Origin of the sequence: Cohaesibacter haloalkalitolerans, assembly GCF_003574655.1 — a bacterium.
Taxonomy (GTDB): domain Bacteria; phylum Pseudomonadota; class Alphaproteobacteria; order Rhizobiales; family Cohaesibacteraceae; genus Cohaesibacter; species Cohaesibacter haloalkalitolerans.
This window is the reverse complement of the sequence record NZ_QNUM01000001.1, coordinates 869,463-890,453: the sequence shown is the minus strand read 5'-3', so window position 1 is coordinate 890,453 and position 20,991 is coordinate 869,463. Positions and strand designations below refer to the sequence as shown.

Annotated in this window: 16 protein-coding genes and 1 tRNA gene; 10 read left to right on the top strand and 7 right to left on the bottom strand. The window is 57.9% G+C overall.

What is annotated here, in order from left to right; all coding sequences use genetic code 11:
* Nucleotides 1-104: 104 nt before the first annotated feature.
* The gene (locus DSL70_RS03830) at nt 105-2,126 is read left to right on the top strand and encodes an alpha-glucosidase (protein WP_119306528.1); all 2,022 of its coding nucleotides are present in this window, start codon (nt 105-107) and stop codon (nt 2,124-2,126) included.
* A 115-nt stretch (nt 2,127-2,241) separates the two neighbouring features.
* On the opposite strand, the gene DSL70_RS03825 is transcribed toward DSL70_RS03830, so the two are convergent.
* A complete protein-coding gene (locus tag DSL70_RS03825; protein WP_119306527.1) occupies nt 2,242-3,090 on the bottom strand; it encodes a LysR family transcriptional regulator in 849 nt (282 codons plus the stop codon).
* A 94-nt stretch (nt 3,091-3,184) separates the two neighbouring features.
* Between DSL70_RS03825 and DSL70_RS03820 the strand changes: the two genes are divergently transcribed.
* Nucleotides 3,185-4,198 carry a bile acid:sodium symporter family protein gene (locus DSL70_RS03820; RefSeq protein WP_119306526.1) on the top strand — a complete coding sequence of 338 codons (1,014 nt, stop codon included), beginning with the start codon at nt 3,185-3,187 and terminating at the stop codon, nt 4,196-4,198.
* Between the two features lie 356 nt (nt 4,199-4,554).
* Nucleotides 4,555-5,856, top strand: a complete 1,302-nt coding sequence (locus DSL70_RS03815; protein WP_119306525.1) for an MFS transporter — start codon at nt 4,555-4,557, stop codon at nt 5,854-5,856.
* Between the two features lie 91 nt (nt 5,857-5,947).
* Here the strand turns inward: DSL70_RS03815 and DSL70_RS03810 are convergent, their stop codons facing one another.
* The 4 genes from DSL70_RS03810 to yihU form a co-directional block, all read right to left on the bottom strand.
* A complete protein-coding gene (locus DSL70_RS03810; RefSeq protein ID WP_119306524.1) occupies nt 5,948-6,811 on the bottom strand; it encodes a class II fructose-bisphosphate aldolase in 864 nt (287 codons plus the stop codon).
* Between the two features lie 185 nt (nt 6,812-6,996).
* The gene (locus tag DSL70_RS03805) at nt 6,997-7,740 is read right to left on the bottom strand and encodes a sulfite exporter TauE/SafE family protein (RefSeq protein ID WP_119306523.1); all 744 of its coding nucleotides are present in this window, start codon (nt 7,738-7,740) and stop codon (nt 6,997-6,999) included.
* Nucleotides 7,741-7,813: 73 nt separating this feature from the next.
* On the bottom strand, nt 7,814-8,869 hold the full coding sequence (locus tag DSL70_RS03800) for an aldose epimerase family protein (protein WP_119306522.1): 1,056 nt from the start codon (nt 8,867-8,869) through the stop codon (nt 7,814-7,816).
* Between the two features lie 20 nt (nt 8,870-8,889).
* Nucleotides 8,890-9,783, bottom strand: coding sequence for a sulfolactaldehyde 3-reductase (gene yihU / locus DSL70_RS03795; RefSeq protein ID WP_119306521.1), 894 nt, complete (start codon nt 9,781-9,783; stop codon nt 8,890-8,892).
* Between the two features lie 172 nt (nt 9,784-9,955).
* Between yihU and DSL70_RS03790 the strand changes: the two genes are divergently transcribed.
* From DSL70_RS03790 to DSL70_RS03770, 5 genes are all read left to right on the top strand, one after another.
* Nucleotides 9,956-10,849 carry a sugar kinase gene (locus tag DSL70_RS03790; RefSeq protein ID WP_119306520.1) on the top strand — a complete coding sequence of 298 codons (894 nt, stop codon included), beginning with the start codon at nt 9,956-9,958 and terminating at the stop codon, nt 10,847-10,849.
* A 68-nt stretch (nt 10,850-10,917) separates the two neighbouring features.
* Nucleotides 10,918-11,694, top strand: a complete 777-nt coding sequence (locus DSL70_RS03785) for a DeoR/GlpR family DNA-binding transcription regulator (RefSeq protein WP_119306519.1) — start codon at nt 10,918-10,920, stop codon at nt 11,692-11,694.
* Nucleotides 11,695-12,014: 320 nt separating this feature from the next.
* Nucleotides 12,015-12,797: a LytR/AlgR family response regulator transcription factor gene (locus DSL70_RS03780; protein ID WP_162916323.1), complete on the top strand. Its 783-nt coding sequence runs from the start codon at nt 12,015-12,017 to the stop codon at nt 12,795-12,797.
* A gap of 66 nt (nt 12,798-12,863) precedes the next feature.
* Nucleotides 12,864-14,582, top strand: coding sequence for a LytS/YhcK type 5TM receptor domain-containing protein (locus tag DSL70_RS03775; RefSeq protein ID WP_119306517.1), 1,719 nt, complete (start codon nt 12,864-12,866; stop codon nt 14,580-14,582).
* A gap of 245 nt (nt 14,583-14,827) precedes the next feature.
* Nucleotides 14,828-16,258 (top strand): carbon starvation CstA family protein, encoded by a 1,431-nt coding sequence (locus tag DSL70_RS03770; protein WP_119306516.1) that lies wholly within the window; start codon nt 14,828-14,830, stop codon nt 16,256-16,258.
* 123 nt (nt 16,259-16,381) lie between these two features.
* On the opposite strand, the gene DSL70_RS03765 is transcribed toward DSL70_RS03770, so the two are convergent.
* A complete protein-coding gene (locus tag DSL70_RS03765) occupies nt 16,382-17,779 on the bottom strand; it encodes a hypothetical protein (RefSeq protein ID WP_119306515.1) in 1,398 nt (465 codons plus the stop codon).
* A 298-nt stretch (nt 17,780-18,077) separates the two neighbouring features.
* Nucleotides 18,078-18,154 (bottom strand) — tRNA-Arg (locus DSL70_RS03760).
* 257 nt (nt 18,155-18,411) lie between these two features.
* On the opposite strand from DSL70_RS03760, the gene DSL70_RS03755 reads away from it, so the two are divergent.
* Together DSL70_RS03755 and DSL70_RS03750 are read left to right on the top strand one after the other, a co-directional pair.
* On the top strand, nt 18,412-19,323 hold the full coding sequence (locus tag DSL70_RS03755) for a thermonuclease family protein (RefSeq protein ID WP_119306514.1): 912 nt from the start codon (nt 18,412-18,414) through the stop codon (nt 19,321-19,323).
* Nucleotides 19,324-19,428: 105 nt separating this feature from the next.
* A complete protein-coding gene (locus tag DSL70_RS03750) occupies nt 19,429-20,904 on the top strand; it encodes a M48 family metalloprotease (RefSeq protein WP_162916322.1) in 1,476 nt (491 codons plus the stop codon).
* Nucleotides 20,905-20,991 lie beyond the last annotated feature (87 nt).

Here is a 20,991-nt window from a genome sequence, read left to right as displayed (position 1 = left end):
GCACCCCTTCCCGTCCCTGCCATCTTGCCAGTCCTCCAACTGCTGCTCTTCTGAATTCTGATCGCGCTTTCCGAATTCACAAGATCAGATCGAGGGAAAATCTCATGAAATTCGAAAGATCCGAATCCGGTTTCGTGCTCTCGCACAAAGGCCATGTCCTGCTGCGCCACAGCCACTGCGAACCATGCCTGTTTGTTGGCATGGGCAACGGCGTATTCGACATGTATCGCGGCAACTTCGACATCAGGGACTATGTCGTCGAACGCATCGCCCTGCGCTGCTTTGCGCTCAAGAGCGAAGATCAGGCCGTTCGCATCGAGTTCCGCTACGAGGGCGAGCTGCAGATTGCCCTTCTTGCCTGCGAGACCCCGGAAGGACGCCTCCGCATTGATTTCCTCGATGCCCGCGAAGGGCTCAACCGCATCTGGTTGCGCCTTGACGCAGACAAGGACGAAAAGATTTACGGCTGCGGCGAACAGCTCACCTATTTCAATCTCAGGGGGCACAATTTCCCCCTCTGGACGTCAGAGCCGGGGGTTGGCCGCAACAAGTCCACCTATGTGACCTGGCAGGCGGATGTCAAAGACCGCGCTGGCGGCGACTATTACAACACCAACTATCCGCAGCCGAGCTTTGTCTCGTCGGAACGCTATTTCGTGCATTTGCAGACCACGGCCTATGCAGATTTCGACTTCCGCAACGCCGCTTTCCACGAGCTGCAATGCTGGGCAATACCGGACTATCTGCTGTTTGACAGCGAAGAGAGCTTCCCGGCGCTTGTTCACAACATCACCGGCGTCTTCGGCACCCAGCCGGAATTGCCCGACTGGGTTCTGGATGGTGTCATTCTTGGCATTCAGGGCGGCACCGCCATCACCCTCGAGAAGCTGCAGAAGGCCCGCGCAGCGGGTGTCAAGGTGGCTGGTGCCTGGTGTCAGGACTGGCAGGGAATCAAGATGACTTCCTTCGGCAAGCGGCTGCAGTGGGACTGGCAGTGGAACCCCGACCTCTATCCCGACCTCAACACCAAGATCCATGAATTGAAGCACGAGGGCATCCGCTTCCTTGGCTACATCAACCCCTATGTGCTGGAAGACTTCCCGCTCTACAAGGAAGCCGCAGCCAAAGGCTATCTGGCCACCCGCGCCGATGGCTCCAAATATGTCGTAGACTTCGGCGAATTCTATTGCGGCGTTGTCGATTTCACAAAACCGGAAGCCTGCGAATGGTACAAGGGAGTCATCAAGACCAACATGATCGACTTCGGCCTTGATGGCTGGATGGCCGACTTTGGCGAATATCTGCCGACCGACTGCTCGCTTGCCAATGGCAAGTCTGCCGAGATCGAGCATAACGACTGGCCGCGTCGCTGGGCCAAGATCAACCACGAAGCCATCGAGGAAGCAGGCAAGACCGACGAGATCCTGTTTTTCATGCGCGCCGGCTACACCGGCATCCAGCGCTATTGCCACACGTTGTGGGCGGGCGACCAGTGCGTCAACTGGAACATCGATGACGGCATGCCGTCGGTGATCAACGGCGCCCTGTCTTCAGGTCTTCTTGGCAACGGTATCCACCATTCCGATATCGGCGGCTACACCACCCTGCACGGCATGAAGCGGGACAGGGAGCTGTTCATGCGTTGGGCGGAAATGGCCGCCTTCACCCCGATGATGCGCACCCATGAAGGCAACCGCCCTGCCGACAACCACCAGTTCGACAGCGATGCCGAAACCCTGCTGCATCTCGCCCGCATGACCCGGATCTTCACCCACCTGAAGCCCTATATCAAATCTGCGGTCAAGGAAAACACCCTCACCGGCATGCCGGTTCAGCGGCCGCTGTTCATGCATTACGAGGACGACGCCCTCTCCTATGATGTCATGTATGAATATCTGTTTGGCCGCGATCTGCTGGTGGCTCCGGTCTATGAACAGGGCGCGACCAGCCGCAAGCTCTATCTGCCGCCGGACCAGTGGATCCATATCTGGAGCGGTGAGCACCATCAGGGTGGCTGGGTCGAAATCGAAGCCCCCATCGGCAAACCGGCGGTATTCTATCGCGCAGCCAGTGCCGACGCCGTTCTGCTGGGCAAACTGCCCGACATCGCCGACGACATTGATTGAAATGGCTGAGGCACTACCAGCGCGACCATGACGGCCAGATAGGCTGGCATGGTTGCCCGATGATGAATCTTGGCCGCTCGGGAGGTTCCGTTTCCTCCGGGTGGCTCCAACTTTTCTATAGCTGCAGCGCCGCCTGACGCAGGATCACCTCGCTCAGCGCCTGCGACACCGCTTCATCGGCTCCCTTGCGCTTGACAAGGATGAACTCAACCATTTCAAGCTCCGGCAAAAGTCCCTTCGGCACCTCCTCAAGGCCTTCCGGACGGAGGCTTCGGGGTTGCACGAACAGGCCCAGACCGGCCCGGGCAGCCGCCGTCAAACCACTCAGGGAACTGCAGGTGCAGCTGATCCGCCAGGGTGTGCTGCTGCCATCAAGCGCCTCCAGAGCCAGCGACCGCGTCAGGCTGGGGGGCGGAAAGGCCACCAGAGGAAGAGGCCGCTTGCGGGCAAGTTCCAAAGGGTTGCGGGCCAGCCAAACCAGCTCCTGCCGTGCGATACAGCGTCCGTGCGTCTGCCCCAGCCTGCGCTTGGCCAGCACCAGATCGACGTCGCCCAGTTTCTGCTGGGCGAACAGGGTCTCCGAGAGGGCAACCGTCAACTCCAGATCAACCAGCGGGTGCTCCCGCGAGAAGCTCTCCAGAATGCGCGGCAAGGTACCCGAAACCAGATCTTCCGACAGCCCGAAACGGATGCGCCCGCGCAAACGGGCGGACAGGAAATTGCCTTCCACCCGTTCGGCGATCTCAATCATCCGTCGGGCTTCGGGCAACAGCTGCTCGCCTGCGGGCGTCAGCGCAACGGTGTGCGTGTCCCGTTCGAACAGGCGATTCTGCAAATAGGTTTCCAATCGCCTGACATGTTGGCTGACCGTTGACTGACCGATCCCGAGATGTGCCGCCGCCCGGCTGAAGCTGCCACTTTCGAAGACCGCGAGAAAACTTTTGACTTGTGCAAGGTCGAGCATGCTTATCCAGTTTTGTGATAACTGTTATAGATTGTATTTCGATTCGTGCTGATGCACAAGGGAGGCAACAACAGTAATCAGAGTATCCTCTCCCATGTCCCGAATTCGTCTTGAGCCCTTTACCATCGCGCTGGTCTGCACCGTTCTGCTCGCCTCTCTCCTGCCCGCACACGGCGCCTTTGCCCACTGGTTCGGCATCGCCACCAATCTGGCGATTGCACTGTTGTTCTTCATGCATGGTGCTCGCCTGTCGTGGTCGACGGTTCTGGCGGGCATTCTGCACTGGCGCTTGCAGTTGGTCATCTTTGTCAGCACCTTTGTGCTGTTTCCGTTGATCGGCATCGTCGTCGGGCATTTGTTGACGCCGCTGCTTCCCCACGACCTCATTCTTGGCATTATGTATGTCTGCCTGCTGCCGTCCACGGTGCAGTCTTCCATCGCCTTCACCTCGATCGCCCGCGGCAACGTGCCCGGCGCGATCTGTGCCGCTTCACTGTCCAACATTGTCGGTGTGATCCTCACGCCTCTGCTGGTCGGCGTTTTGCTCTCGGTGTCGGGCAAGGCCGGCTTCGACTTTTCTGCCGTCTGGAAGATCCTGTTGCAGCTGTTCCTTCCCTTCGTGCTCGGTCAGCTATGCCAGCCCTGGATTGGCGACTGGATGCGGGCACGCAAGAAGATGCTCAATCCGGTGGATCGGGGCTCGATCCTGATGGTGGTCTATTCGGCCTTCAGCGCTGCGGTGATCAACGGCATCTGGCATGACTTCTCACTCGCAGACATCCTGCTGGTCGCCCTCGTCAACGGCGTCATTCTGGCTTTTGTTCTCTTCATGACCATGCAGGGGAGCCGCCTTCTGGGCTTCTCGCGCGAGGACGAGATAACGATCATCTTTTGCGGTTCGAAGAAAAGTCTGGCCAGTGGCGTTCCCATGGCCAGCGCGATCTTTTCGCCAGCAGCGGTCGGGGCCATTGTTCTTCCGATCATGCTGTTCCACCAGATGCAGCTCATCGCCTGTTCCGTCATCGCCCAGCATTACGCCCGCCGGGATGAGGAAAAGCCAGCAAGCCCCGCATTGGACGACGGCATGCAAAAGCTGGAACGCAGCTGAACAGCTACCCCAACAACAAAATTTCCCAGCGCCATTCCCGCGATCTGACGGTGGCAATCCTGCGTCAGATCGAGTGTGCCGGCCGGGCGGTCGGTGAAGAGCCACAAAAGGGGATCGACTTGCGAAAAGTGCGAGCCGTTCCGCCGAACGTTGGCAAGCGGCCGCTACCATCAAGTGTGTGCGGCCCAAGATGAGCGTTGCCCAATCCACCACTTTGTGACATCGTGCCCCCTCGTACGCATGATCTTGCTTTCCTGGCCCAAGCATTCCCCATCTCAGCAAGTCACTTTCCCGCTTCCTGCCTTCACAATCCGACCCGCCTCAAACGGCTCGGCCCAGGTAATGACGATTTGCCAATGCCTCAAATGCCAAGACAAGACCAGGCTTCCACTCGAAAGCCCGCGCTCCTCGCGTTTTTTCAATCGCCGGATGGCAGCCTGAACAGTCGCAGGATCGTCCTTTTCCTTGCCTTCTTCGCGCTGGCGCTGAACATGCGCGGACCGATCACCTCCCTGCCACCAGTCATCGCACAGATGCAACGGGACCTCGGCATCAGCCAGAGCGTCGCGGGTCTTCTGAGCAGCATACCGGTGCTGTGCTTCGGCCTTGCAACGCCGCTTGTCTCTCTTGTTCAGGCGCGCGTCACCATCGAACAGACGATCGCCATCACCCTGTGGGGCGTTCTGCTCGGCACCTTGCTGCGTTCCTTCGGCGACATTGCGCTGGTCATGGCTGGCACCGTCATTCTGGGTGTTTCGATGACTTTCGGAAACATCGTTGCTTTGATGGTTGTCGCAAGAGATTTCAATCAGATCCGCACCCTGATGACAGGCATCCTTGTTTCGGCGATGAGTGTCGGCTCGATGTTGACCTCGGCCTTTACGGCGCCGCTTGCCAGCCTGTTCGGATGGCACTTCGGGCTCGGAATTTGGGCCATTATGGCTCTGCTTGGCATCGTGCTCTGGACCATCAGCGGCCGCATGTCTCCGCAACAGGAGACAAAGGCTCCGGAAGCATCCGGCGTATCGGCACCATCGGAAGCCCGCGGCCAGCCAGCAGAGGCAGTTGGCCAGCGCTCCCTGTTTCGTCGACCTTCGGCATGGCTGATGGCTGCCGCCTTTGGCACCCACACCTTCATGTTCTATGGCCTGACAGCATGGTTGCCGGTCTATCTGACCAGCACCATCGGTGCGAGCGCCAACACGGCAGGCTTTGCCGAATCGATGTTCCAGATCATGGGACTTACGGGCTGCTTTGGCATTCCCTGGATGGCCAGTCGCTTCAAGGGCTCTCACATGGCGCTGTTCCTTGCCGTGACCATTGCCTGGTTTATCATGGCCGTGGGCACCTATCTGGCACCATCCCTGTGGCCCGTCTGGGCAGTCTTCGGCGGCTTTGGCAGCGGCGGTGGCTATGTGGTGATCTTCGATCTGGTGATGTCGCGCGCAGCGACGCTGGATGAAGGACGCAAAATGTCGACCTTTGTACAAGGGCTCGGCTATGTCGTTGCCTCCATCAGCCCGACGGTGGTTGGCAGCCTGCACCAGTGGACCGCCTCGTGGACACTCTCCTTTGTGCTGTTTGCCCTCAGCGCCATGATCATGGCGATCTGTGGCATCATCACCTCACTGCGCCCACCGGTCGGCAGCCGCAGCTAGCATGCGCAACAAAAAATGCCCTGACCGGGGAAGGTCAGGGCAGGTTCGATCCTACTCGTCAGGGAGGACACTTGCTTGAGAGGAACGGACTTTAAAAATCGGCAGCCTTGCCGCTGGAGCCGAACAGGCGGATCTTTTCCCTGACCTTTTCCTTCATGGCAACCTCGGCAGCGCCAAGAGAGTCGGCCAGCACGAAATCTTCCGGCTTTTCCTTCCAGTAGGCCTGGGCGCCATAGGTGAAGGCCTGACGCAATTCGGTGTCGACATTGACCTTGGCAATCCCGAGCTTGATGGCCCGCTCGACCTGTTCGTCCGGCACGCCGGAGCCACCATGCATGACCAGCGGCTTCTGCACGATTTCCTTGATCTCGCCAATCCGGTCGAACGCCAGCTTCGGCTCTGCCTTGTACATGCCATGGGCGGTCCCGATGGAAATGGCCAGATAGTCAAGGCCGGTCCGGTTGACGAATTCCTGCGCCTCGGCCACGGTGGTGATCATGGCGTCAGCCTCGTCGACCGCGATGTCGTCTTCCACGCCGCCAATCTTGCCGATTTCCCCTTCACAACCGATCCCGAGAGCATGGGCAACTTCAGCGACGGTTTTCGTGATGCGACAGTTCTCATCGAAGTCGAGACCCGAGCCATCGAACATCAGCGAGTGGAAGCCGATTTTCGCAGCAGCCATCGTTTGCGGAAACTGGCGGCTGTGATCGAGATGGATCGCCACCGGCGCTTTGTGATGAACCATGAAGGCATCGACAATCGCCTTCATCTCATCCAGCCCCATTGTGTTGATCACCTTCTGCCCGATCATCACCATGATCGGAGCCTGTTCCTCTTCTGCCGCGTTCAGAATAGCACGCGTCGTTTCAGCATTGTGAACACTGAAAGCCCCAATCGCATATCCGTCTTTCCATGCGCGTTCGATCAGTTTTGTACCGGAAATATAGGCCATTCTGTTACCTCTTCTTGCGCGCCAGAGAGAAGCGCACCGCGACAGCCGACAAAGTCCTCTGCACTGCCAATGTCATAAATCGTGTTTCTATAAGCACACGATACCCCAATTTGAGCGTTTTCGAAAGTGTTTGAGCGTTTTTATGGGCGAAAAACAACATTACTTCACAAATTTCTACAGAAACCCTACAGCAGATGGAAATTTTTCACCACAAGCATCGCCCCGATGATCAAAAGCAGCGTATGGATGATACCGTGATAGTTGATCTTGTATTTGTGCAGCAGGTGATAGGCGAACATGCCAAGGCTCATGCCGACAAGGAAGGCCGGAAAGGCGTAAAGCACCCGCTCGAACACATAGGCGTCCAGCAGCCCCTTGCTCCAGAAACCGGCAATCGCACCCACCATCTGCAGCATGAAGAAGAACACCAGGGTCGACTTGACCTCGTCGGCGCTCCATGGCTGCATCGAGGTATAGGCGATGACCGGCGGTCCGGGCTCTCCCACGCTCGCCCCAAGCGCTCCGGAAAAGAAACCGGTGCCCAGGGTGATCGGCGGAGAGGTCTTCTTGAACAGCGGCGAACGCGAGAAAAGGGAATAGAGGCTGGAGCAAATGAGCACGATGCCCATCGTGATCAGGATCGCCTCACCCGGCAACCGCTTGAGCAGGTCCGCTCCAAGAAAGGACCCCGGCAACGACCCCGCAAACAGGATCAGACCGCTTTTCCACTGCACATGGTGGCGCATTTTCCAGACCAGCGGAAAGGTCACCAGCCAGCCGAAGATGCCGGCGATGGGAACCGCCGCCTTGACATCGACCGCCATCGAAAGAAGGGGCACGCTGACCAGCGCCAGACCGAACCCGGTCAACCCTTGGGTAAAACTGCCAAGCGCGATGATCGCCGAGACAATGATGATTTCCATGATCATGAGAGATACCTGCCAAAAGACAGCCAGAGCTCCTCATGATAGGAACGCTCTGGCCTCTTGGGGGACAACCGGCCTAGCGTGTACCGAACCGATGAATGGTGCGGTGGTGATAGACCTCACCGGGATTGAGCACCGCGCTGGGAAAGTGCGGCCGGTTCGGCGCATCCGGGAAGCCCTGTGTTTCAAGGCAGAGCCCGCCAAAGGCTTCATATTTGCAGCCGTTGCGACCGTACCATTCCCGGTTGGAAAGCTTGAAGGCATTGTAGAACTGGATGGCAGGCTGGGTGGTCAGCACCTTCATGTAACGGCCCGATTTCGGGTCATACAGGTCTGCTGCGAGCTTGTAGTCGCCATCCTTCTGCTTGCCGTTGAGGATGAAGTTGTTGTCGATCCCACCACCATCGATGGCCTTCATGTTGTCGCCAATCACCGTCGGACTGCGGAAGTCGAGCCCGGTTCCAGCGACAGACAGGATTTCGCCGGTCGGAATCATGGTTTCGGAGACCGGCGTGTAGAAATCGGAGAACAGCGTCAGTTCATGATCGGCAACACTGCCGCTGTCATGGCCGGCCAGATTGTAATAGCTGTGGTTGACCAGATTGACGATGGTCGGCAGATCACTGGTGGCGGTGAAGTCATAGCAAAGGGTATTGGCTTCGCTGAGGCCGATCGTATGGGTAACTTGCATCGTGCCCGGATAACCCGATTCGCCATCCGGCGAGACCCGGTGGAAATGCACAAGTATTGCGCCCTTGCTTTCCTCGATATCATAGCCCCAGACATATTTGTCAAAACCGCGTGCACCGCCGTGCAGATGCTGGCCGGTCGGGGCTTCGTTGGTTTCCAGCTGATAACGGTGAGAACCAATGGCAAACCGCCCGTCCTTGATGCGGTTGGCAAAGCGACCGGCAACGGCTCCAAAAAACGGATGGCCAGCCAGATAGCGCTCAAGCGATTCATACCCCAGCACGACGTCGGCCAGATTGCCCTCCCGGTCCGGCACTTCAAGGCTGGTGACGATGCAGCCATAATTGGTGACCCGAAGGGTCATCCCTTGCGCGTTTTTGAGCGTGATGAGATCAACCCGTTTACCGTCAACCTCACCATAGGCTTCAATGATCTTTTCCATTTTCTTCCTCCCGTGCCCGACTATTTGGCCTTGGTCTCAAGGCCAGACAGGACACGTAGCTGTTCCAGAACTGCCGTCCAGTCCTGACGACCGCGTCCTGCGACACGGCTGATGTTGTAAAGTTCGCGCGATGCAGCTCCCATCGGCATGGGAACGCCGACCTGATTGGCCAGATCGAGCGCAATGCCCAGATCCTTGTGCGCCAGATCGATCATGAAGGCGGGTGACAGATTCCCGGCCAGCACCTTGTTGGGCCAGGTGGTCGTGAAATGCCCCTTGCCGGCGGGCGTGCCGCTCATCACCGACATTGCCGTATCGAACTCGAGTCCGATCTTCTCCGACAGGGCAATCGCCTCGGCGGACAAGGCATTGAGTGCAATGCTCATGTAGTTGTTGATGATCTTGACGCGGATCCCCTTACCGGGCCCGCCGGCATCGACGGTTTCCGAGCCCATCAGATCGAACAGCGGCTGCGCCCGCGCGATCTGCGCCTTGGTGCCACCAGCCAGAATCAGCAGCGTACCGGCCACCGCATGGTCAGACGTGCGCCCGACCGGCGCTTCCATCATCTCGATGCCCTTGGCCCCGAGGTCCCGGATCAGGGCATCGGTTTCCAGCGGATGGATGGTCGACATGTCGATCACCAGCGTATCCTTGGACAGAGCAGAGACAACCCCACCCTCTCCAAGCAACACGTCGCGCACTAGCGCACCGTTGGGCAGCATCGTTATGACAAACGCGACCTCTGTTCCGGCCTCGGCCGCAGACGAACAGGCGATGGCCCCTTGCGCTGCCAGCTTGCCTACCGCATCCTTGTTGATGTCAAAAACCTTGAGCTGATTGCCCCCTTTGATCAGATTGGCAGCCATTGCGGCGCCCATCTGCCCCAGACCGATAAAACCGACAGTCGTCATTTTGGACCCTTTTGCTTGAGCGAATTTGATCGTAAATCAACATTTGCAGCAAAAAGAGACAAAATTCAACACAATTAAGTTGTTTTTTGATCGTTTCTGGTGATATTTTGGGGCCAAATCGGCAAAATCAGATGTAAGACGCTCAAATCGAGCACCAATCAAGGGAAGCAAAATGACTGTTGCATGTGTCGGCATCACCGTTCTGGACCGTGTCTTCCGCGTTGAAACGTTGCCCAGCCACGGCGGGAAATTTGTGGCCAAGGACTATTTCGAAATCGGAGGTGGACCGGCAGCCACGGCGGCTGTGGCCGTGAGCAGGCTCGGTCTTCCGGTGGAATTCATCGGTCGGGTGGGAAGCGACGATGTTGCCGGCGCCATAATGCGTGAATTCGACCACTATGGCGTCGGGCATGAGTTCACCCGCATCATAGACAAGGCCACTTCCTCCTTTTCGGCCATTCTGGTGGACGACGCCGGCGAACGGATGATCATCAACTATCAGGATTCAACCCTCAGCCGCTCGGCCGACTGGCTGGAAACTGTGGACTTCTCACTATTTGAGACTGTGCTCTGCGATGTCCGCTGGCATGAGGGTGCAGCCTACGCCCTCAGAGAGGCCCAAAAACTCGGAACCCCGAGCGTTCTGGATGCTGACATCACCCCGCAGGATATCAGTGATCTCGTCGCCCTGGCCGACCATGTGGCGTTTTCCGAACCCGGTTTGGCGAAATTCTCACATACAGATGACCTTTTGAGTGGATTACGCATTGCCCAGACCAGAACCGATGGTAAAGTCTACGTGACAGCTGGCGCCGAGGGCTGCTATTGGCTCGAAGATGGCCAGTTGCAACACGCACCCGGTTTCAGGGTCGAGGTGCTGGACACCACCGGCGCCGGGGATGTGTTTCACGGAGCCTTTGCCTACGCACTGGCCAAGGGCATGGACACCGGGGCAACCGTCCGGTTTGCCAGCGCTGTCGCCGCGCTGAAATGCACAAAGATGGGAGGACGAGAAGGCATTCCGGATCTGGACACCGTAACAGCCTTTCTCGCCAACAACAGTTGAAGAAAATCACGCGACCCGGCCTTGCCCGCAAGCCACGGTTCGCCAGTTGGAAACGAGAAAGAAGCCTCATGCCGGAAGCAGTCATCGTCGGAAACCCTCGCCAGGACAGGCTTCTCAAAGAAGTCAACGAGCGGGGCTACATCAGTGTCGAGGAGCTGACCGAACTGCTCGATGTTTCGGCCCAGACCATCCGCCGCGACATCAAGAAGCTGAGCGACCAGAAACTGCTCATCCGGCACCACGGCGGCGCGGCGCGCAGCTCGAGCGTGATCAACCTCGACTATGCGGTCCGCCAGAATTCCGAGACAGAGGAGAAGGAAGCGATCGGCGAAGCCATTGCTGCCCAGATCCCCGATAACAGCTCGATCTTCATTTCCATCGGCACGACAACAGAAACCATCGCCAAGCATCTTTTGCAGAAGCGTGGATTGCAGATCATCACCAACAGCCTGCGGGTTGCCAGCGTGCTCTATCAGAACCCCGACTTCAACGTGATGGTCCCCTGCGGCAAGCTGCGCAGCACCAACGGCGGCATTCTCGGCTCGACCGCACTCGAATTCATCAACCACTTCCGGGTTGATTTCCTGATCACCAGTTGCGGCTCCATCGACAGCGACGGCACTCTGCTGGACTATGAGTTCAACGAAGTCATCATGGTGCAGAGCATGATGAAGACAGCCCGCAAAACGTTCATCGCGGCGGATTCCACCAAATTCACCACCACCGCCACCGTCGAGATGGGCCATATCAAGAATATCACGGCCCTGTTCACCGACGCCCAGCCGCCAGCCGACATCCGCATGCAGCTCGAGCTCAACGGCGTCAAGCTCTTCGTGGTGCACTGACCCCTGTTGCGGCGACCGACGTGTCAGCACGCCGATCCGACGCTCAGTGTTCCGGCCTCTCCGGTGTTGCCCGTTGCCGATCCCGGCGCGACGCCCCAAGTAACGCCCAGGCAATCCCCGATAACCATTGCCACAAACCACAACCGTCTCTATAGATAAAAACTACTACGTAATTCCTTAGAGATGTATTCTTTTGCCGTAAGCTGATCTAGATCTAGGTAAGCGGTGGGAAATCCTGTTAGGCAATGGCGTGACAATCATGGCGCAAAAGAGTGATCGGGAGCTGGGGTTTACCTCGTTTCAGCATGCAAATCAGATGTTTGATCGTAGATGATGAGAAGCCCGCGCGGGACGAGCTGAGCTATCTGCTGTCCAGTCAGCGCGACATTGACATCATCGCCCAGGCCGAGACGGCCCAACAGGCCATTGACCTCTGCCTTGCCCATGAGCCGGATCTTGTCTTTCTCGACATCCAGATGGTCGGTCAGAATGGCTTTGACGTCATCCGAAGTCTGGTCACCCGTAGTGACGATCCGCCTATTTTCGTTTTTGTGACTGCCTATGATTCCTATGCAGTCGAGGCGTTCGAAGCCAGCGCCATGGACTATATTCTCAAGCCCGCCTCGGCCGGGCGGCTGGCCACAACGCTGGACCGGGTGCGCAAGACGCTGGCCGAAACTAGGGATCCGCTGAAAAGCAGACTGGAAACCCTGTTGAGCGAAGTCGCCAAAAAGACCGAGCTTAGCCACAAGACCGGCCCCATCCATACCAAGATTTCCGTGATCATCAATGGCCGCATCCGGCTGATGGATCCGGACGACATCATCTATTGCGACTGTGATGACAATCGTATCTTTGCCCATTCGTTCGACGCGACCATGCCGGTCTATGGCATATCCAGCATGGACAGGATGGAGGAGCATCTGGCCGGAACGGGCTTTTTCCGGGCTCACCGCTCGACGCTGGTCAATCTCGATGCGATTTCGGAATTCAGTCCGTGGTTCAATGGCAAATACAGCCTGACGATGAATGACAACAAGAAAAGCGAGCTGACAGTGAGCCGGTCGCGCGTCAAGGATTTCAAGCTGCGCCTTGGTCTCTGAGCGTTGGAGGAACCGGCAGATCTGCACCTGCTGCATGGCATGACTTTGAGGGGGAGTTGAAGTCAAATGTCGATTATTGCCTTGATGGCCTTTTTGCTCAAACAGGTCGCCCTGCTGGTTGCAGGGGCCTTTGTACTGCTGACGCTATCGCCAGTGCAGGAAATCAATTTTCGGCAGAACAGCATTTTCAATCGACTGGCGCTGATCATCTTCTTTGGCCTGCTGGGCATCCTCGGCACCTATGGCGGCAACGAGATCTTCAACTCCTTCGCCAACCTTCGCGCCATGGCCGTCATCACCGCCGGTCTGTTCGGCGGGCCGGTCGTCGGGTTGGGGGCCGGTCTCATCGCAGGCGGGCATCGCTTCCTCATCGACCCATGGGGCTTCTCGGCGCTGGCCTGTGCGCTCGCCACCATCACCGAAGGCCTTCTGGCCGGGTGGCTGCAACCCCGGCTCAAGGAACGCGCCATGGACTGGAGCGTCGCCTTTTTCCTCACCATCATCGGCGAAACCATGCACATGGGCATGGTGCTGTTGCTATCCCGTCCGTTCGATGATGCGCTCGCACTTGTCCGCGTCATCATGGTGCCAATGCTCATCGGCAACTCGCTCGGTACCGTGTTGTTCATCCATATTCTCAACACGATCAAGGGTCTGCGCGAGCGCAAGGCCTCCGACCATACCCAGAAGATCTTCGAGATCGCCAACAGCACCGTGGCCCATCTGCGCTCCGGGCTGAACAGGGACAGCGCCCAGGCCATGGCGCAGATCATTCTGGAAAAGCTGCCGGTAGCCGCCGTTTCCGTGACCAATGCATCAACGGTCATCGGCCATGCTGGAGAAGGTGCCGACCACCACCTGCCCGGCGCCCCCTTCGTCACCAAGGCCACCTTCCGGGTCATCAAGACCGGTGAAGCCATCTTCCTTAAGGAGCCACGGCTGATCGGCTGCAGCGACCCGCATTGCCCGTTCACCTCGGCCATCATCGTGCCGCTCAAGAAGAATGACGCGATTGTCGGCACGCTGAAATTTTACGGGTCAGCCAATCACGAGCTGAATTCGGTGCTGTTCGAGCTTGCCAAGGGGCTGACGGATCTTTTCTCCATCCAGCTTGAATTGCAAGACATTCAGGTCAAGGACCGTCTGCTCGCGCACGCGGAAATCCGCCACCTGCAGGCCCAGATCAACCCCCATTTCCTGTTCAACTCACTTAACACCATCGCCTCCTTCTGCCGGACGGCGCCGGACAGGGCGCGAGACCTGATTCTCGACCTCTCCCTCTATATGCGCAAAAATCTTGATTCCAGCCGCGGCTTCATCCGCCTGTCGGACGAGCTGGACCAGATCAATTCCTATCTGGCCATCGAGAAGGCGCGATTCGGCGAACGCATTCAGGTCAGGCTCGATATCGAGGAAGGCTGCGAGGACTGGCCCATCCCCTCGCTCATCATCCAGCCACTGGTGGAAAATGCCGTCAAGCACGGGCTCAAGGAACGGCCGGGCGCGGGTATCGTCGGCCTGAAGATCCAGCGCGACCAGAACCAGCTCAATGTAGCGGTCTATGATGACGGCGTCGGCATTCCCGACAATATCCTTGTCTCCCTGCTCGAAAAGCGTCAGATCGAATCGCACACGGAAGGCATCGGCCTGCGCAATTCCAATCTTCGCCTCGAACATATCTATGGCCCTGAACACGCCATGCATATTTCGACGACCCGGAACAAGGGCACCCACATCAGTTTCTCGATTCCGAACCGGCAGGAATTGCTGCCAAAGGCCTCCTGATCCGGCCTGCCACTCGCCCGACAAATCCTCGAGAGCTGCGGAACAGGCGCCAGGCCTTCTGCTGATGCATTTGGGCATCGTGATTCGGCATTTCGCCGATCACCGCCATGCAGTTCAACCGGGCGCCAATGCATTTCGCAGCCCCAAAGCGCTCTCCCAGTCGCATTCCGTTGGCCCTTCAGACATTATTAACTAGGCTCCCGAGCTGGGGAAACACTGAACTGTCCCGGTTAAGGAGGAACGGTATGTTATATTTCTTGCTTTGCCTTGCGCTGCTGGTGCTCGGCTATTTCACCTACGGAGCCTTTGTCGAAAAGGTCTTCGGAGCCAATTCCGAAAAGAAAACACCTTGCTGGGACAAGGAAGACGGCGTTGATTACATCAACATGCCTACCTGGAAAGTCTTCTTCATCCAGTTGCTCGACATCGCCGGTTTGGGCCCGATCTTCGGCCCGATCCTTGGCGCTCTCTATGGCCCGCAGGCCCTTCTCTGGATCGTGGCCGGTAGCATTCTGGCTGGCGGCGTTCATGACTATTTCTCTGGCATGCTCTCGGTGCGTAGCGGCGGCAAATCCATTCCGGAAGTCGTCGGCGACGAAATGGGCTCCTTCGCCCGCCAGACCATGCGCGTCTTTTCCGTGATTTTGCTTGTGCTGGTTGGCGTGGTCTTCATTTCCGGCCCGGCAGCCCTGTTGCGCAATATCACCGGCATCAACATGCAGCTGCTGATCGGCATCATCTTTGTCTATTATTTCGCAGCCACCATCCTGCCGATCGACAAGATCATTGGCCGGCTCTATCCGATTTTCGGCGCCCTGCTACTGTTCATGACCATCGGCATCGTCTTTGGCCTGATCTATCATGGCTATGAATTCCTGCCGAACCGGGACCTGACCACCAACGTCCACCCGAAGGATCTGCCACTGTTCCCGCTACTCTTCATCACCCTGAGCTGTGGTGCGCTGAGTGGCTTCCATTCGACTCAGTCGCCGCTGATGGCCCGCTGCATGCGTAACGAGAAGAACGGTCGTCTGGTCTTCTACGGTGCCATGATTGCAGAAGGCGTCATCGGCTTGATCTGGGCAACCGCAGGCATGACCTTCTATCAGAGCCCCGAAGCCATGCAGGCTGTTATCGCCTCCGGTTCTCCGGCAGCCGTAGTCAACGAAGTATCCACCACTCTGCTTGGTGCATTTGGCGGCTTCCTTGCCATTCTCGGCGTTGTCGTTCTGCCAATCACCAGCGGTGACACGGCCTTCCGTTCGACCCGCCTCATTCTGGCAGAAACCTTCAAGCTGGATCAGACCAAGATCGCCCGCCGCCTGATGATCGCACTGCCGCTGTTCGCAGTGGCTTTCGTCATCAGCCTCGTCGACTTCAACATCATCTGGCGTTATTTCGGCTGGTCGAACCAGATGCTCTCCATGCTGGTTCTCTGGAGCGCCGCCATCTGGCTGGCCCAGAAAGGCAAACTGCACTGGATCGCAACCATTCCGGCGACCTTCATGACCGCAGTCGATGCAGCCTTCATCCTGCAGGCCCAGATCGGCTTCAACCTGCCCGCCAACATCTCCAACATTGTTGGCGTAATCATCGCAGCAGTGTCGCTGATCGCCTTCCTGGTTCTGGTACGCCCAACAGCGGACACCTCCAAGACGGCAGAACCGGCTGAATAGGACGGCAGGAAAGCACAGCGGGCATCGGCCTGCTGTAACATGAAAAGAAAGCCACGCCGACCATCATCGGCGTGGCTTTGCATTTCGGGCACGGGTGACAGCAGCTCACGCAGCATAACAGGCTCAGGCAATCAGGAAGGCATAGACAAGGATCCATACCGCCAGCAGCGTTACCGCAATGAGGAAATAGGATCGGTTCCAGACCCGCCCGACATCAACGGTGGGGATGCCACCAAACCGGCCAATCAGGATGTTGGTGGCCGTAAAGGGCGACGTCAGCCCCGTGAGCGCCCAGCCCCCCAGCATGGCCACGGCGAAGGCCGAGGGCGACAGGCCGAACAGCGATGCATCGGGCAACAGCGGCGCAACCAGCGACAGGGTGAGAATCGGATTGCCACCCAGCTGCCCCAACACCGGCATGATCCACAACAGGGCAATCAGCAACACCCAGGCAGGCAACACGGTAAGGTCGATCCCGGCGCTTGCCATCAGCGGCACCAGCACCGACGACCCGATGCCCCCGATATAACCGGCACTCATCAACAGCAGCAGATCAGAGCGGAAAGCCGGCAGCTCATTGTGCACATAATTGAGTATCCGTCCGCCAACGACGCGTGCGTCTCGCAACTGGATATAGAGCCAACCGATGGACAGGAGCGGCACGACCACCAGCACGATGCCAACAATCCGAATGCCAAGCAGCATTTCCAGCGCCAGCACCGGCAGCAGGATGACGATCAACAGCACGGCAAGCGGCAACAGCACAGACCAGTGGAGGTCCGATTTCTGTCGCGTCGGCCGCGGGCCCGTTCGAGCCAGCTTTGGTTTGAAAATGGTATCGAGCGCCCAGCCAGTGCCCAACAGGATGGCCGCAGTGACCAAACCGGGCAAGGCGATCTCAAGCCATGTGATACCGGGAATGGTTGCAACGGCCATCGCCGTCGAAAAGGACATTGGCGACCAGGGCAGAGCGGAGATGAAGCCGCGCTGGATGGCGAGCAACATGCGTCGGCTGCGGATCTGCCGGACCTCTTCATCCGGCTCGTCCTTGGTGCTGGCCAGCGCCAGCGTGCCAAGCAACTGGATCGAGCCGAAGTTGAGGAGAAGCGCATAGATCTGGGTCCCGAATGACAGCGAAATATAGCGCCTCCCGGGAGGTTGGGCTGCCAGAAAGCGCCCCGCCTTGCTCATCGCCTGAGAAGAGGCCGCCGCTTCACGCAAGGCCGCCAGTGCACTGAAGAAGGACGCAAGGAACCCGGTCTTGGCAACGGCTTCCCAGAGGGCATCCTGCCAGTTGTCATTGACGAAGACCAACGCCACAGTGAGACCAAGGCTGACCAGCAGGAAGATTTTGCCACCCCGCTTCGCCGTCATCGCCATCATGATAATCATCGGAACGAGACAGACTGTCAGCGGCAGCAGAACCCACTTCATGCCGGTCCACTCATACAGAACCTGCAACACAATCACGGCAATCACGACCCAGCCAAACAGCCGATCACCCAAACGCAAATCACTCATCAAGTTCCTGCTTTCATAGCAAAACCACTTAAATCAACCCAAAATGTACAAATTGATGCGCTGACAGAAACGCCAGTATCAAGAATAAACGAGACCCCTGAAAGAGAAAATGCTGCACATTTTCCTTGAACAGCCCTAAAGGACACCCCGTTCCTCAACGCATAAAACAGAAGGTTCAAGGAAATCAAGCGCATATTTTGCGCAGAACCGACCAGCCACCTCACGGGATACAGCGGAAATCACTGAGCTGAAGTTCAAGCAGGCTTCAGACAAACCGGTTTTGAAGGAGGGCGGGAAATGGTGACCCCGGCGCGATTCGAACGCACGACCTACCGCTTAGGAGGCGGTTGCTCTATCCTGCTGAGCTACGGGGCCATATTCCTGCCGATTGCACAGCGTGTCGTTCTTATCGCGAAGAAATGGAACCAACCGCTGCTGGGTGACTTATCTCACCATGACAAATTTGCTATAAATCCGGCATTGAGGGACAAGCCAAGCTCGGCATTTTGGAAATGCTACCGCTCTGTATCATTTCGGCAAACCCAGATCAACCAGCCTTGAAGGCAATTCTGCGTTGCCTCTTGCCAAATCCGTTTCTTCACAAGAGGAAATGGCCCAAAAGGAAATGACGCATGCATTACAAGCTGCCGTTCGGCCTTGTCTGGCTGCTGCTCTCCGCCGGACTGGCCCAAGGATCAGGACTGGGATCAGGGCCGGGATCAGGACAGGTGTCGGAACAGATGCAGGAGGCGTCGAAAGATCTGGCGGTCACGTCAGGCTGCATCCGGGAAAGTCAGCCACCAGAAAAGTCGATCCCCTTGCCGTCGACAGCCCACTATGCTCCCCCCATGAGTATCGATGGCGACAAGGCCGGTGCCTTTACCCTTCTGGGGCTTATTGCAGACCATCTGCCAGGCCCCGATCTGCGCAAGAAGAAGGAACGGGCGATCAAGCACTTCCTTGAAGACCAACCGGTTTCTGCCCTCTCCCCCTCATCCCAGAAGGTTGACCGCTACGGTCGCCGGGCCGCATTTGTGACCAATGGCAGCGGAAAAGCCCCCTCTTTGCTTCAGGACCTGCTAATCCAGCAGGGGCTGGCCCGGGTCTCCCTCGATGGCCTTGATGAGGCCTGCGCCAGACATCTGCTCGAACAGGAACAGCAAGCCCGGGAAAAGCAACTGGGCTTGTGGAAACTGCCCGAATATACGGTGAAAAATGTCAACAGCCTCCACCTTTCTGCCATTGTGTCGACATACCAGATTGTCTCCGGAACCGTGCTCTCGGTTCACAGAAGGGTCGATGGCACGAGCTATCTGAATTTTGGCGAGCACTGGAACAAGGACTTCACGGTTTCCCTTTCAAAGGCAGACCTGAAAAGCTGGGAAGATGGTGGCAAAATTCTGGATGATTTGCGCAACAAGCCCATATATGTTCGGGGCTGGGTGGAACTCCGTGGGGGGCCGTTGATTCGCGTCACAAACGCGCTTCAATTGCAGGATAGGACAGAAAACGCGCTGTCCGGACCCGTGCCCCGACAAGAGTAACGAAATGCACGACAGGTTGCGGACAAGGCCGCATCTGGCTTTATCGATTTTGAAGATGGGGATGCGATATTGGCAGGCATCCCAAGCTTTCACGAGGACGACAGAGTGAGCAGAAAACGCCACAGCAAGCTGAAGATTGCGGGAGCCGTATGCCTCTCCTTCATGTTTCTTGCTGGCTGCAAAAGCCTGATGATCGGATCAGAAGAGCCGACCATTTCCGGCATCGCGCCTGCGGGTCTGTCCCCCACCGATAGCGTCGAGCGTGAAATCGGAGCAAAGGAACATCCCAAGATCGTCAAGGCCTATGGCGGCACCTATGAGAACCGCCAGCTTGAGCAGATGGTCTCCAAGCTGGTCGGGCGCCTCGTGGCCGCCTCCAGCGAACCGAGCCGCCCCTACCGGGTGACGATCCTCAACTCTCCCACCGTCAATGCCTTTGCGCTGCCGGGCGGCTATCTCTACGTCACACGCGGGCTCATTGCCCTTGCCAATGACAAGGCCGAGCTGGCCGCCGTTCTGGCGCACGAAATGGCTCATGTCACCTCGCGCCACGCCCTTGCCCGGGCGGCGGCACGCCAGAATTCCGAGCTGGTGAACAAGGTCATGGACAACATGGTGAGCGAGCCTTCAAAAGGGGCAACCGTCAAGGCGCGCAACCTCGTGACGCTGGCCAGCTTCAGTCAAGTTCAGGAACTGGAAGCGGACAAGATTGGTATCGAGACCTCCTATCTGGCTGGCCTAGACCCCTTTGCCGCCAGCCGATTTCTGGAAACCATGGGCCTTTATGCGCAATATCTGACCGGCAGAGCGGAAGATGGCAACAAGGCGAGCTTCCTGTCGAGCCATCCAACTACGCCCGAACGGATCAAGTCGGCGGTCTTTGCCGCCAGGCGCTATGGTGGGCCGGACATCGGCACCAGAGAACGGGAAGACTATCTTGATGCCATCGACGGCATCCTCTTCGGAGATGCGCCGGACGAAGGCTTCGTGCGCGGCCATTCCTATATTCACCCGAACCTCAGAATCCGCTTCAGCCCTCCCCAGGGCTATCGACTGGAAAACACATCCAAGGCCGTTCTGGCGGTTGCCCCGGACGGCTCGGCCATGCGGTTTGACGGCGTCAACGTCAGCCCCGATGTGCCACTGACAAAATACCTGACCTCGGGCTGGGTGAGCGGGCTCATTACCGGCTCGATCCGGGAGCAGACGATCAACGGCCACCCGGCCGTGCTTGCCGCCGCCGAAGCCAAGGGCTGGACCTTCCGCGTCGCCCTCATTCGCGTCGGTGCGGCAACCTATCGCTTCGTTTTTGCAACGACCGAGCCGAATGCCGAATTTGAAAGCGCCATTGCCGAGACGGTGAACAGCTTCCAGACCATGACCTACGAACAGGCACAGGCCTTCAAGCCCCTCAGAATCAGCATTGTCACCGCTGGCTATGGCGATACCGTCGAGAAAATGGCCGCCCGGATGGCCGGGACCGATGATCAGGTTGCCCTGTTCCGGATTCTCAATGACGTCAAGCAGGGGGAAAACCTGAGACGCGGCCAGAAGATCAAGCTGGTCACGACGTCCAACTGAGCCTCACCCTGGCCGGCAAGAGACACCCCGCAAGCAAACATAAAAAATCCCGGAAGTGGCGGCCACTTCCGGGATTTTCATGAAACC